The organism is Chryseobacterium sp. OSA05B (assembly GCF_019970065.1).
Classification (GTDB): domain Bacteria; phylum Bacteroidota; class Bacteroidia; order Flavobacteriales; family Weeksellaceae; genus Chryseobacterium.
Window position 1 is genome coordinate 41,566 of the sequence record NZ_JAHXYH010000008.1, and the last position, 13,363, is coordinate 54,928.

The 13,363-nt window shown below is 36.5% G+C and carries 16 protein-coding genes; 14 read left to right on the forward strand and 2 right to left on the reverse strand.

The window, feature by feature from the left end; genetic code table 11:
- On the reverse strand, window positions 1-432 hold the full coding sequence (mobA, locus tag LC419_RS21925; RefSeq protein ID WP_223609350.1) for a conjugal transfer protein MobA: 432 nt from the start codon (window positions 430-432) through the stop codon (window positions 1-3).
- 660 nt (window positions 433-1,092) lie between these two features.
- Here mobA and LC419_RS21930 point away from each other — a divergent pair.
- The 12 genes from LC419_RS21930 to traN all read left to right on the forward strand — a co-directional run bounded on the left by LC419_RS21930 (window position 1,093) and on the right by traN (window position 11,633).
- Window positions 1,093-1,860, forward strand: coding sequence for a ParA family protein (locus LC419_RS21930; RefSeq protein WP_223609351.1), 768 nt, complete (start codon window positions 1,093-1,095; stop codon window positions 1,858-1,860).
- Between the two features lie 12 nt (window positions 1,861-1,872).
- The gene (locus tag LC419_RS21935) at window positions 1,873-2,274 is read left to right on the forward strand and encodes a DUF3408 domain-containing protein (protein ID WP_223609352.1); all 402 of its coding nucleotides are present in this window, start codon (window positions 1,873-1,875) and stop codon (window positions 2,272-2,274) included.
- 3 nt (window positions 2,275-2,277) lie between these two features.
- Entirely contained in the window at window positions 2,278-2,913 is a 636-nt protein-coding gene (locus tag LC419_RS21940) for a conjugal transfer protein TraD (RefSeq protein WP_223609353.1), read from the forward strand.
- A gap of 766 nt (window positions 2,914-3,679) precedes the next feature.
- Complete coding sequence (locus LC419_RS21945; RefSeq protein WP_223609354.1) at window positions 3,680-3,985, forward strand: DUF4134 domain-containing protein; 306 nt, start codon at window positions 3,680-3,682, stop codon at window positions 3,983-3,985.
- An 11-nt stretch (window positions 3,986-3,996) separates the two neighbouring features.
- Window positions 3,997-4,329 carry a DUF4133 domain-containing protein gene (locus LC419_RS21950; protein ID WP_223609355.1) on the forward strand — a complete coding sequence of 111 codons (333 nt, stop codon included), beginning with the start codon at window positions 3,997-3,999 and terminating at the stop codon, window positions 4,327-4,329.
- A complete protein-coding gene (locus tag LC419_RS21955) occupies window positions 4,326-6,833 on the forward strand; it encodes a TraG family conjugative transposon ATPase (protein ID WP_223609356.1) in 2,508 nt (835 codons plus the stop codon). Before LC419_RS21950 ends, LC419_RS21955 begins: the two co-directional genes overlap by 4 nt.
- 21 nt (window positions 6,834-6,854) lie before the next feature.
- A complete protein-coding gene (locus LC419_RS21960) occupies window positions 6,855-7,487 on the forward strand; it encodes a DUF4141 domain-containing protein (RefSeq protein WP_223609357.1) in 633 nt (210 codons plus the stop codon).
- A 1-nt stretch (window position 7,488) separates the two neighbouring features.
- A complete protein-coding gene (gene traJ, locus LC419_RS21965; RefSeq protein WP_223609358.1) occupies window positions 7,489-8,481 on the forward strand; it encodes a conjugative transposon protein TraJ in 993 nt (330 codons plus the stop codon).
- 16 nt (window positions 8,482-8,497) lie between these two features.
- Window positions 8,498-9,121, forward strand: a complete 624-nt coding sequence (gene traK, locus LC419_RS21970; RefSeq protein ID WP_223609359.1) for a conjugative transposon protein TraK — start codon at window positions 8,498-8,500, stop codon at window positions 9,119-9,121.
- A gap of 11 nt (window positions 9,122-9,132) precedes the next feature.
- Complete coding sequence (locus LC419_RS21975; RefSeq protein ID WP_223609360.1) at window positions 9,133-9,399, forward strand: hypothetical protein; 267 nt, start codon at window positions 9,133-9,135, stop codon at window positions 9,397-9,399.
- A complete protein-coding gene (traM, locus tag LC419_RS21980) occupies window positions 9,396-10,715 on the forward strand; it encodes a conjugative transposon protein TraM (protein ID WP_223609361.1) in 1,320 nt (439 codons plus the stop codon). Before LC419_RS21975 ends, traM begins: the two co-directional genes overlap by 4 nt.
- An 18-nt stretch (window positions 10,716-10,733) precedes the next feature.
- Window positions 10,734-11,633, forward strand: coding sequence for a conjugative transposon protein TraN (traN, locus tag LC419_RS21985; protein ID WP_223609362.1), 900 nt, complete (start codon window positions 10,734-10,736; stop codon window positions 11,631-11,633).
- Between the two features lie 222 nt (window positions 11,634-11,855).
- Here the strand turns inward: traN and LC419_RS21990 are convergent, their stop codons facing one another.
- Window positions 11,856-12,299: a JAB domain-containing protein gene (locus LC419_RS21990; RefSeq protein ID WP_223609363.1), complete on the reverse strand. Its 444-nt coding sequence runs from the start codon at window positions 12,297-12,299 to the stop codon at window positions 11,856-11,858.
- A 491-nt stretch (window positions 12,300-12,790) separates the two neighbouring features.
- Between LC419_RS21990 and LC419_RS21995 the strand changes: the two genes are divergently transcribed.
- A complete protein-coding gene (locus LC419_RS21995; RefSeq protein ID WP_223609364.1) occupies window positions 12,791-13,060 on the forward strand; it encodes a helix-turn-helix domain-containing protein in 270 nt (89 codons plus the stop codon).
- Window positions 13,047-13,340 carry a hypothetical protein gene (locus LC419_RS22000; protein WP_223609365.1) on the forward strand — a complete coding sequence of 98 codons (294 nt, stop codon included), beginning with the start codon at window positions 13,047-13,049 and terminating at the stop codon, window positions 13,338-13,340. Before LC419_RS21995 ends, LC419_RS22000 begins: the two co-directional genes overlap by 14 nt.
- Window positions 13,341-13,363: the final 23 nt, after the last annotated feature.

Below are 13,363 nucleotides of genomic sequence, written 5' to 3' on the forward strand. Positions count from 1 at the left end.
TTATTTTTTCAAATGATTTCTATTAAACTCTTCAGTTATCTTAATAATCTTCTGACATAACACGGCCATTTCAGCAGTTTGCTTTTCCAATTTATAAAGAAATACAGCGGCGTTCTTCTCCGAAAAATGAGTGTATAACAACTTAACCAACTGGTTATAATTCACTCCAATTGCACGAAACTGACTGTAAAAAGAGGTTAACCTCATGTAAAAATCTACAGATCCTTTATCAATTATAATAGTCTTTATCTCCCTGGAAAATAATAAAGAGATAATAAATTTGGCTTTGTTCACCATTCCCGATGCTTCAAAAAGCGACATTAACTTATCATTTTCCTCCTTATTCAATCTAAATACATGACGGTGAATACTTGGATTGGTTTTGGGCTTCCTACCCCCTTTGTTTCTGTAATTACTTTTTTTATCATCCATTAGACATCAATTTTTAATTACTCAATAAAACCTCGACTTCGGAGTGTGTTTTTTAAGCTCCCTGTGGGGCAAGTTGTTTTGAGTGCCTCAAAACACAACTTGCCGTGTTCTGGTGAACACTATAATCCCTCTTATTATATGATTGTATATAATAGGAAAAGCACTAAGCTTTTCACTTCAATGTATCTTTCCCTCTATCTTTCCCACATAACATTTGTACACCTCCACGCCAACTCAGCTACAAAGTAAAGTTCTATATCACAAATCATTGCTATTTAAAACAGGGTCAAACACTTCCACTCAATGTCAAGATCTACCAGAGATCATCCCTCTTATCTATCAATATCTTTCTTTACCCAAAAGTTGTATTACAGGATATAAAAAGGGTATTCGAGTAAGAAAATAAAATGGAAATGTATACGGGAAGTTTGTCATAAAAACATACAGGTTTAAAAGCATAAAAGCAGTAAAGCATTTTACCTCTTGCCAGACCTGCTTCTTTCCAGAGAATACTGCTGGCCCAGCAAACAGAAAAGCACATCTATTTGAAAATAACCCACCCCAAATATTCACGGAAATACATAAAGGGAGAACAATTTAAACACATACCCCTCTACTGCTCTGCAACATAAAAACAAGACAATTATAAATTTTTAAATAATGGAAACAATAAAGATAACTTTAAAAATCAGCTTTTCTACTCAAAAAGGCGGTGTAGGAAAATCTACCATAACCACCTTGCTTGCCAGTATTATTCATTACCGTTTAGGGTTTAATGTCCTTGTTATGGACTGTGATTTTCCCCAGCACAGTGTAAGCAATATGAGAGAACGTGATAAAAAGACCATCATGGAAAATGACTATCATAAGAAAGCAGCGATGAAGCAGTTCCAGTCTATTAAAAAGAAAGCTTACGCTATTATCAAATGCAAAGCTGAAAATGCATTGGAACAAGCCCAGCAATACATACAACAATCTAAAGTTATCCCTGAGGTTGTATTTTTTGATCTTCCAGGAACAGCCAATACAAAAGGTGTTCTGACCACATTAAAAGCGATGGACTTTATATTTTCGCCCATCACCGCCGACCGACTTGTAGTAGAAAGCACATTAGGATTCACCAAGGCTTTTCTCGGACTTCCGCAAAACGGCGGTAATAGTCACCCTCAAGCGCTGTGGTTATTTTGGAATCAGGTGGATGGAAGAGAAAAAACAGGCCTGTATAATGACTATGAAAATGTCATGGATAAGCTTCAAATCCCTATTATGAAAACAAGGATTATGGACAGTAAGCGTTTCAGAAAAGAATCCGATGACAGCGGTAATTATATATTCAGATCTAGTTTGCTGCCTGCTGAACCTCATCTTATGAAAGCAACGCGAATGGACAAATTCGTCGAGGAATTTTTAAGTATTGTTCATCTTTAAAAATATCTGAATATGGCTAAGGACAACAAAGACAACAATTTTGAGAAACCCCATGTAGATGAGGAATATTTGATGAATATTATCAGTGGTGAAGAGTCTAATTCTGCTTTTTCTCAGACCCAACAAGATCTTCTGAAAGACAAAAAAACTAAAGAAAAGATCAGAAGCAATTCATCAAAAAAAGCAGATTATGAGCAAACATTTCTAATTAACAGATTTCCATCAGGGCGTAACGGCAAAGTAGTGTATATACGTCCCGAATATCACGAAAGGCTGCTTAGGCTTGTTCAATTAACAAGAGATGAAAAAACAACCCTTTACTCTTATATAGACAATATTCTGGAGTATCATTTCAGAGAGTTTGGGGATGATATTACCCATTATTTCAATCAGCGTTTCAAACCAATTTTATAAACAATGGAAATACTTATCATCACTTGCCTGCTGATCATTATAGTCCTGCTCGTGCAGGATAAGGTGGCAGTAAACACAAGACCGGATAAAACTCACATATCAAGCAAAAATAATACGGAATTTCCGGCCATTATAGGAAAACCCAAAACTAAAGTAAGACAACATAAGCAAGAGGTTTCCTCAAAATGCCAAATTCACGAACCAAAAATAAATCCTGATAATTTAGACATAGAATATGACATTCATGAAAGTATCAGAATTCAGCTTGCACATAAAGAACAGGACCCGATTTTAAGTACTAAACCAGATTATAATGAGGAGGAAGAAGAATGGAAAAAATATAGAATATCCGGTAAGGATAACGGTTTTGCCCAAGGGGTTACCTTTGAAGAACTAAGCTCCGTGGAGACGATGCTGCAAAGAGAACATTTGGAGCCATCTCAAAAGGAAACAGCGGCAGCCATTGTTCAGAAAATAAATGGAACCGAATTATTCGATCTACTGGATAGTTCTATAGAAAGTGCCTCCCGTCAAATAGCTGAGCTATTGGATGGGAGCCTTTCTTCAAAAAATAATTCTAATTCCTCTTTTTTACAAAATAACAATCTTGATGGATTTGATATTGGTGATTTTACCTGATTACTAATGTTTAAAACTATTTTTAACATTCTATAACTATAATTATAATTTTTTTAGACTTTTTAGGCACCTTTATTGCTTCAAAAAGAAGCGATTCTCATGTTTAATTTGAGTTTTCATGGTTATTAGTTTTTACCTAGCTTCGGCTAGGTTTTTTTTTGAAATATTTTTAATTGACAATACAAACTAATATTTACAGAAGTGATCTTTATTGACCACATTTATTTTTCTTCTTTAAAGAATGAATGTTGTTGTAAATATTGTCGTTATTAAGATGAAGAATATCATAAATATTAATCTACCAATCCAACTTCCAAATCACCTCCTACCGTAATTTCTCCCCAAGAGATGCCCAAATTATGTCCAGATCATTTTTTTCTAATGCGTCTAGCAATTTTTTCTTACGAACTAAAAGAGATGAGATTGTAGATGTCGTTGTATTTGTATTTGGGTCAAAACAAATTACGTCATTACTATCATTAATATATGCTCCTTCAGTATCTGAATATTTAAGTTCAATGATAAAAGGTCTTAAGTCAAGCCGCTCAGTGTTCATCATCATTATTATTTTATTTAAATTCTCTTAGCAGAGATTTTCATGTAAAAATAATATATACACTAAAAATTTCCAGCTTCATAAACTTCCACCTATTGCCAAACAAACTCTCTTAAAGACAGACTATAATTCCATTTCATCCTAAAAATCATCTTTGTCTCCAAAGCTCGCAGACTGTGAGTAATGCTAACAATTTAATCTGTTTACATTATGAAAAAACAAAGAAAAAAGCTTCTGATTTCAGTATTGTCTTTGCTGATAACCATCCATTTATCAGCTCAGGGAAACGGCACTGCCGGAATCACTGAAGCTACCCAAATGGTCACCTCTTATTTTGACCCCGCCACAAAACTCATCTATGCTATCGGCGCTGTAGTTGGCCTCATTGGAGGAGTTAAAGTGTATAATAAATTCAGCAGTGGCGATCCGGATACCTCAAAGACTGCTGCCAGCTGGTTTGGCGCCTGTATTTTTCTGATTGTAGCGGCAACAATTCTTCGCTCATTCTTCCTTTAAACGTATTGATTATGAATACCTATCACATTAATAAAGGAATCGGAAGAACCGTTGAGTTCAAAGGACTCAAAGCTCAGTACCTGTTCATTTTTGCAGGAGGATTGTTAGCACTACTTGTACTGGTAATGATTATGTATATGGCAGGAGTCACTCACTACATCTGCCTCTTTACAGCAGGATCATTAGGCGGTCTTTTGATTTGGCAGACATTCTCAATGAACAGAAAATATGGAGAACACGGACTCATGAAGCTGGGTGCTAAAAAGAAGCATCCACGATACATCATCAGCCGTAAGAATGTATTGAGGTATATCAAAATAATCCCTAAAAGACAGTCCGTATGAGAAACACTTCCAAAGCAACAACACTGGAGAGTAAATTCCCTTTACTCGCCGTTGAAGATCACTGTATTATTTCAAAAGATGCTGATGTTACAGTTTGTTTTAAAGTTAGATTACCGGAACTCTTTACCGTAGCCTCATCAGAATATGATGCCATACATTCTTCTTGGTTTAAAGCTATCAAGACACTCCCTGACTACACGATAGTTCACAAACAGGACTGGTTCATCAAAGAAAATTATGCTCCTGATCTGTCAGCAGAAGACCAGAGTTTTCTTTCAAAATCTTTTGAAAGACACTTCAATGAGAGAGCTTTTCTAAATCACTACTGTTATCTGTTTATTACCCAAACCAGTAAGGAAAGAATGAAAATGCAAAGCAATTTTTCATCGCTTTGCAAAGGTATTCTCATCCCAAGGGATATAAGGGATAAAGAAACGATTACCCGGTTTATGGAGGCAGTCGATCAGTTTGAAAGAATCATCAATGACAGCGGATATATCCACCTGGAAAAAATGACCGCAGATGAAATCACAGGAACTCAGCATCAATCGGGTTTACTGGAACAATACCTAACCTTATCAAGAGAATCGGGAGCCTCACTTCAGGATCTTCAACTTGGTGCCGAGGAAATGCGAATTGGAAACAACCGTATCAGCATTCATACATTATCTGATACTGATGACCTCCCGGGAACAGTGTCTTCACATACCCGGTATGAAAAGCTAAGTACAGACAGAAGTGACTGTCTCTTATCATTTGCTTCTCCTGTTGGTCTCTTATTGAGCTGTAATCATATGTACAATCAATATCTGTTTATTGATGACAGCGATGAAAATCTCAGTAAATTTGAAAAGTCTGCCCGCAATATGCATTCACTAGCAAGGTACAGCAGAGCCAACCAGATCAACAAAGAATGGATCGAGAAATATCTCAATGAAGCCCATTCATTCGGACTGCAGTCTATTCGGGCCCATTTCAATGTAATGTCATGGTCTGATGATCCAACTGAGCTCAAACAGCTTAAGAATGATACTGGAAGCGCCCTAGCACTGATGGAATGCAAGCCTCGCCATAATACCACCGACGCTGCCACTTTATATTGGGCGGGAATTCCCGGTAATGCGGGAGATTTTCCAAGTGAAGAAAGCTTTTACACATTCATCGAACCTGCGCTGTGCTTTTTCACCGAAGAAACCAACTACCAAAATTCGCCATCCCCATTTGGCATTAAGATGGCAGACCGACTGACAGGAAAACCCATTCATTTGGACATTTCAGATCTTCCGATGAAGCAGGGGATTATTACCAACCGTAACAAATTTATACTGGGACCATCAGGAAGCGGAAAATCATTTTTCACCAACCATATGGTACGTCAGTATTATGAACAGGGAGCACATGTTCTTCTGATAGATACCGGAAATTCCTATCAGGGCTTATGTGAGCTGATCAAAGGAAAGACTAAAGGCGAAGATGGTGTTTACTTCACCTACACTGAAGATCATCCCATTGCTTTTAATCCATTTTATACGGATGATGGGGTATTTGATATCGAGAAAAGGGAAAGCATTAAAACATTAATCCTTACCCTTTGGAAAAGAGATGATGAACCTCCTGCCCGTTCTGAAGAAGTTGCCTTGTCTAATGCAGTCAGCGGTTATATAGAAAGAATTAAGTTAAGTAACACCTACCCTTCTTTCAATGGATTTTATGAATATGTGAAAGATGACTACCGAAAGATACTCAACGAAAAACAGGTTAGAGAAAAAGACTTCGACATTGCTAATTTCCTCAATGTACTGGAACCTTATTACAAGGGAGGAGAATATGACTATTTACTCAACTCAGATAAACAGCTTGACCTTTTATCCAAGCGTTTTATCGTTTTTGAGATAGATGCCATCAAAGATCATAAGATCCTGTTTCCTATAGTAACGATCATTATCATGGAAGTTTTCATCAACAAAATGCGGAGACTGAAAGGGATCAGGAAGCTCATTTTGATTGAGGAAGCCTGGAAGGCCATTGCTAAGGAAGGCATGGCTGAATACATTAAATACCTGTTTAAAACCGTACGAAAATTCTTTGGAGAAGCCATTGTGGTAACTCAGGAAGTCGATGACATCATCCAATCACCAATTGTCAAGGATAGCATTATCAATAATTCTGACTGTAAGATTTTGTTGGATCAGCGTAAGTACATGAATAAGTTCGATGATATTCAGGCCATGCTTGGTCTTACTGATAAAGAAAAATCTCAGGTGCTGTCGATCAATATGAACAATGATCCGAAGAGGCTTTATAAAGAGGTATGGATTGGACTGGGAGGAACTCATTCAGCGGTGTATGCTACGGAGGTTTCCAATGAAGAATATCTCGCCTATACAACTGAAGAAACTGAAAAAATGGAAGTCATGAACCTGGCCTCGGAACTCGACGGAAATGTTGAACAGGCTATTAAGAGGCTCTCTCTTAAAAAGATTAAAGCGAACAAAGAAAATTAAACCATTTAAAAATTTACGACAATGAAAAATCCAATCATTAAAACACTAATAGTAGCATTTCTTGCAACAACAGCATTAATCAAAGCACAATTTGTGGTCACAGATCCCGCCAATCTTGCCTCCGGAATCCTTAATTCAGCCAATGAAATTGTGCAGACCTCAAATACGGTAAGTAACGTGGTGAAGAACTTTAATGAAGTTAAAAAAGTCTATGAACAGGGTAAAGAATACTATGACAAGCTGAAAGCAGTTAATAATCTGGTTAAAGACGCCCGGAAAGTTCAGCAGACGGTTTTGCTCGTTGGTGATGTTTCAGAAATGTATGTGAAGAATTTCGGAAAGATGCTTAATGATCCCAACTTCAATGCGCAGGAACTGACAGCCATTGCCAATGGATACTCTACCCTACTAACAGAGAGCACCGAGCTTCTTAAAGAGCTCAAGCAAATCGTAACCTCTACCCAACTTTCACTCAATGATAAAGAACGTATGGATGTGATTGACAAGGTGTATAAAGAGGTCAAAAATTATCATAATCTGGTAAGATACTATACCAACAAAAACATTTCTATTAGCTACTTAAGAGCAAAGAAACAGAACAATACCAAAAGGGTTTTGGACCTTTACGGAACCTCTAATCAAAAATACTGGTAGTATGGAAGCCACTAACTTACACGAGGTACTCCGTTCGGTGTATGAGGAGATGCTGCCTTTATGTGTTGATATGGCAGCAGTGGCAAAGGGTGTTGCGGGACTGGGAGCATTATTTTATGTTTCTCTTAAGGTATGGCAGGCACTAAGCCGTGCTGAACCCATTGACCTGTTTCCGATGTTACGGCCTTTTGCTGTTGGAATCTGCATTATGTTTTTTTCAACGATTGTGCTGGGAAGTATCAATGGAGTCCTTAGTCCTCTTGTACAGGGAAGCCATTCCATGCTTGAAGGTCAGGTTTTGGATCTCAATGAACTGCAGCAAAAAAAAGATGTACTGGAAAGAGAGGCTATGCTCAGAAATCCAGAGATGGCCTATTTGATCTCTGACGAAGAATTTGACAAAAAACTGGAAGAGCTTGGCTGGTCACCTTCCGATCTGGTTACGATGTCGGGAATGTATATGGAGCGAGAAATGTTTGCTATCAAAAAAGATATACGTGATGGCTTTCGTGAGTTTTTGGAGATTCTTTTTCAGGCAGCAGCGCTCGTGATTGATACCATAAGAACATTCTTTCTCATTGTACTATCTATACTCGGACCTATAGCTTTCGCCATTTCTGTATGGGACGGCTTTCAAACGACACTCACCCAGTGGCTGACCCGTTATATCAGCGTTTATCTATGGCTTCCCGTTGCGGATATGTTCAGTGCTATACTGGCGAAGATTCAGTCTCTTATTCTGGAAAGAGATATTGAAATGCTTTCTGATCCTGATTTCATTCCTGATACTTCCAACACCGTATATATCATTTATATGATTATTGGAATCATCGGATATTTTACCGTTCCAACGGTCACAAGCTGGGTTATTCAGGCAGGAGGAGCAGGAAACTTTATACGCAATGTCAACCAGACCGCTCAGAAATCCGGAAATATTGCAGGAGCAGCGGCAGGAGCAGCAACAGGTAATATATCCGGGAAACTGCTTAAATAATTAAAATCAAATCCTCATGGAATTTAAAACCTTAAGAAATATTGAAAACAGTTTTAAGCAGATCAGGCTATTTACTTTTGTTTTTGCCCTGTTATGCTTTGGTGTTGTAGGACTGGTTGTCTATCAATCCTATAGCTTCGCTCAGGAGCAAAGAAAAAAGATCTATGTTTTGGATAATGGAAAATCTCTCATGGTAGCATTATCTCAGGATATGTCGATCAACCGTCCTGTAGAAGCAAGGGAGCATGTCAGACGTTTTCACGAACTTTTCTTTACTATTGCTCCTGATAAAAATGCAATTGAAAGCAATGTCAAAAGAGCTTTTAATCTGGCTGATCAGTCGGCATTTGACTACTATAAAGACCTTTCGGAAAAAGGATACTATAACAGGATTATTTCCGGAAATATTCAGCAAAGAATTGAAGTCGATAGTGTGATTGCCAGTTTCAGCAACTACCCTTATGAGGTGAAGACCTTTGCCAGGCAGTTCATTATACGTTCAAGCAATCTGACCATACGCAGTCTGATTACCCACTGTTCACTGGTCAACTCAGTAAGATCTGACAGCAATCCCCAGGGATTTACCATAGAAAAATTTAATGTCGTTGAGAACAAGGATATTGAAACTGTTGACCGATAAAACCGAATATCATGAAAAAGTTAAGAAAAGCCATAGACAGTTATATTGATCAGATAGAGCAAAAGTGGAAAGCCTTCTCTGATGATAGACAGCGAATGTTTACAAAGATATTTTTCGCCACCTATCTACTGTTAAGTGTGTTTGCATTTCTACAGATTAGGTCAAAATTGGCAAATACTCCAAAGATTCTTCCCGGAACATCTATTAAAAGTGTTCCCTCAGAGCCTGATCGCAAAAAAAATCCCGGAATCAATTCGCACCAAAAAACATTACAATGAAAGATTCAATCAAGAGTAAAATAAGAATCACGGAAGGATCTTCCCGATCTCCAAGTAAAGAAGAATTTGAAGATACCAGAAAGCGACAATGGGAAAAATTAAAAAAACCTCTCATCTTTCTTTTAATGGCAATTGTTTGTGCCGGGTGTTTATATCTGATCTTTAAACCAAATAAAGATCAGGCCATTACTAATAATGCAGGTTTTAATTCAGTCGTTCCCCAGGCAGCTGGTGATCAACTTCAGTCCGACAAACAGAAAGCTTATGAACAACAGTTGTTGGAGCAGAAAAATGAAGAAAAAAAGAAAGCCTTGACCACCCTATCTGATTATTGGAACGATTCAAGTTCGTCGAATAATTTGAACGATAAAGCATTCAATTTGAATTCAAATGCCCCTTCTAAAAATATTGGTGCAGCAACTCAGAATGCAATCAACAGCTATCAAAACACACAGCAGGCACTTAGTTCCTTTTATGGTCGGAATCAACAGGAAGTTGATAATCTGAAACGGGAGATCAGCAGACTTAAAAGTGAAGCAGCTCAAAAAGATTTGTTACCGAAGAGTCTTGGAATCAACGACCAGCTTGAACTGATGGAAAAATCATATAAGATGGCCGCAAAATATCTTCCGATACCTACACAGCAAGAAAAAGCTGGAGTGAAAGAAACCTCCGAAGAAGTTCATGATCATCACAAAGGAGATATTACATCCGTAAAGCAAGTTAGAGGCAGTATTGTTTCCATTTTATATCGTGAACCTTCTGACAGTTTATTTTTAGAAAGACTTCATCAGAACAGATTTACAGGAATTCAAAATGAACATTCAACCGATTTTGAAAATAGCAATAGTATCCAAGCGGTAGTTCATGAAACAAAATTGATGACTGCTGAAAGCACACTCTCTTTAAGACTGTTAGAACCCATAATCATTGGGAAAGTTAAAATTCCCCCGGGAACACTTTTAAAAGCTATGGGAAAATTTCAGGGTGGAAGATTACAACTGAAAATATCTATCATAGAATATAATGGATCTATCCAACCTGTTGAAATCAACGTTCATGATAATGATGGACAGTTAGGACTGTATATTCCCTACTCTCCTGAACAAAGTGCCATGACTGATATCGTAAGTAATATGGGCCAAAACTCAGGAACAAATATTATGATGACCCAATCTGCAGGACAACAGGTCGCCGCTGATCTTACACGGGGAATTGTTCAGGGTATATCGGGCTATTTTCAGAAAAAAGTAAAATTACCAAAAGTTACCATCAAAGCAGGGCATCAGGTCTTTTTAGTTTCAAAGAATAATTAATCAATAATTTTAAAAAAAATGAAATTTATACTAAATAAATGGCTGGTGTCAGTCTTGATTATATTTTGTTTATATAAGATAAATGCTCAGGAATCAACAGGTTTAAGTTCCCTTGATCATGGGAGATTGGAGCCTTATAAAATGGAAGTTACATACAATAAAACGACACATCTATTATTTCCTTCCCCGATCCGCTATGTGGATTTAGGAAGTAATTATCTAATTGCTAGCAAAGCTGATGAAATTGGAAATGTTCTTCGAATAAAATCTTCAGTAAGGGATTTTGATGAAGAAACAAACTTTTCAGTGATTACTCAGGACGGCAAATTCTACACCTTTGATGTATTGTACAGTTCGTATCCACAGACCCTTAATTATGACCTTGTGAAATTACAAGGAATAACTGAAAATGGATATTCTTCCGACATACTGTTTGAAGAACTCTTAGGAAGCTCATCGTCGCTTACCGAAGACATGCTGAGAACATTGTATAAAAATAATAAGCGTACGATTAAACATATCAGCACAAAAAGTTTTAAAATTCAGTTTTTATTAAATTCTCTGTATGTAGATGACGGAAAGTTTTATTTTGTCATTCAGGTTAATAACAGAAGTAATGTCAATTATAATGTTGATTTTATCAATTTCAAAATAGCTGATAAAAAAAGACTGAAACGCACTATTGTTCAGGATAAAGTTCTAATACCACTCCGCACATATAAACCGATTAATGTGGTGAATTATAAGATTGAGGCAAAGGCTATTTATCTTTTGGACCAATTTACCTTGCTGAATGGTCAAGTACTTGAAATCGAAATATTTGAAAGAAATGGCGGGCGTCACCAGAAAATTACAATTAAAAATACAGATCTGATTAGAGCTAAGATTATTCAAGGGACTGACTTAAAAATGAAGTAAAACATAGTAGATATTAACATCTATACCAATAAATCCCATAAGAAAAACAAAATTCTTCTTTATTTTTTGATTATTGAAATCCAGATTCAAAAACAATATTTTTTCTGTTTTACAGCAAAAAGAAGCTTCCGATCAAAGAGAAAGTCTGATCTTTTCGCCCAAAAATTCTCCAAAGAGAACGGCAATTTTTAATCGCCGTTCTCTTTATATTCTTAAAAACACTTACAATAGTCCTTCATCTGAAAATGAAAGATATTCAGTAGAGGTTAGAATAAAATGATCAAGCAATTGTATATTTAGAAATTTTGATGCTTCTTTTATTTGCTGAGTCATTTTTACATCTTCAGTCGAAGCTTTTAAGTTACCTGAAGGATGGTTATGCGCAATAATAATGCATGATGCATTACATAAAAGAGCGGCCTGCATGATAATCCTAACATCTACAATAGTTGAGGAAATTCCGGCTTCAGAAATTTTCTTTATTCCTAAAACTTTATTAGCCTGACTTAGATAGAGAGCGTAAAATGATTCTCTATAATCGATCTCATCACTGTCAAAATGTTCTCTAAATACACCTACAGCATCTCTTGAGTCCGTTATTAGTCTTTCACAGTTCCCTTCTCTGGAATAACTTAATTTAATTTCATTAACTACATTAAATCTCATCTTTTTTGCTCTGAGTACGGCAGAGACTGATATTTCCCGCACTTAATTAATGTCTTTATTTTCTCACCTTTTTTCCTGCCTTATATTAAAGCCTTCATAAGGCTTCTTTAGATATTTTCCAAAAGAAAAACCGGAAAAAAGAAAGCAGATAATCTAAGCAGACAATGCGGAAGGTCAAAAGGAAACGGAATAATTGGAGGGTACCTTTAGGGAGCAAACCGTTTATGCCGTAGTCTTTTGGATGGCAATAGAAGATGGCTGGCCGCTGTACCTTAGCTGCCTTTTTACCGATTGATGATGAAAAATTTTCTTAAAAAAAAGAGTATCAGAGTTTATTTTTAAAAGGCTATTAAAATATAAAAATTGACACTGCTAAGGTTTTTTACCCATTCAATTTTGATGCTAAAATTCAGAAAACAAAAGCCATATTATTCCTGACTCCGACAGAATCAGTATATCAATGTGGAATGTTTCAAATTCACAATTAAAAAATGGAACAAATAACAAAAGACCACTTAACACAGCTAAGGTTGGAAATAGTCAGTGACATACAAAAAATCATAAATCTGAAAGGAACTGATAAACAGGAATTTGATATTGATTGGCTACGTAGCAAAACTATAAGGCGAATAATGAATATATCTCCCGCTACTCTTCAGAATTTGCGTATAACAGGAAAAATACGTTTTAGTAAAGTAATGGGCTCATATTATTACAATAAAACCGATTTACTTAAATTATTCGAAGATGAAAGTAAATAATGCAGCCTATTGGTTAAATTTCATAAAAATAGCATTAAGTGATTCCAGACTAAATGTATGGCATATAGCTCTTCTTCTCGCTTTAGTACAGCTTGCCTATTTACAAAATGAGCGCAACATTATAAGGGTAAGCAGAAGCAGATTGATGTCACTTTCGCATATCAACACTCTTCCTACCTATCACAAATATTTTAAACAAATTCAGGAGTTTGGTTATATAAAATACACTCCTAATTATCACCCTGGATATCGTAGTACTGTTGAATTTTTATTGCCTTGAAGGCTCTATTTTTTCCGATAGCA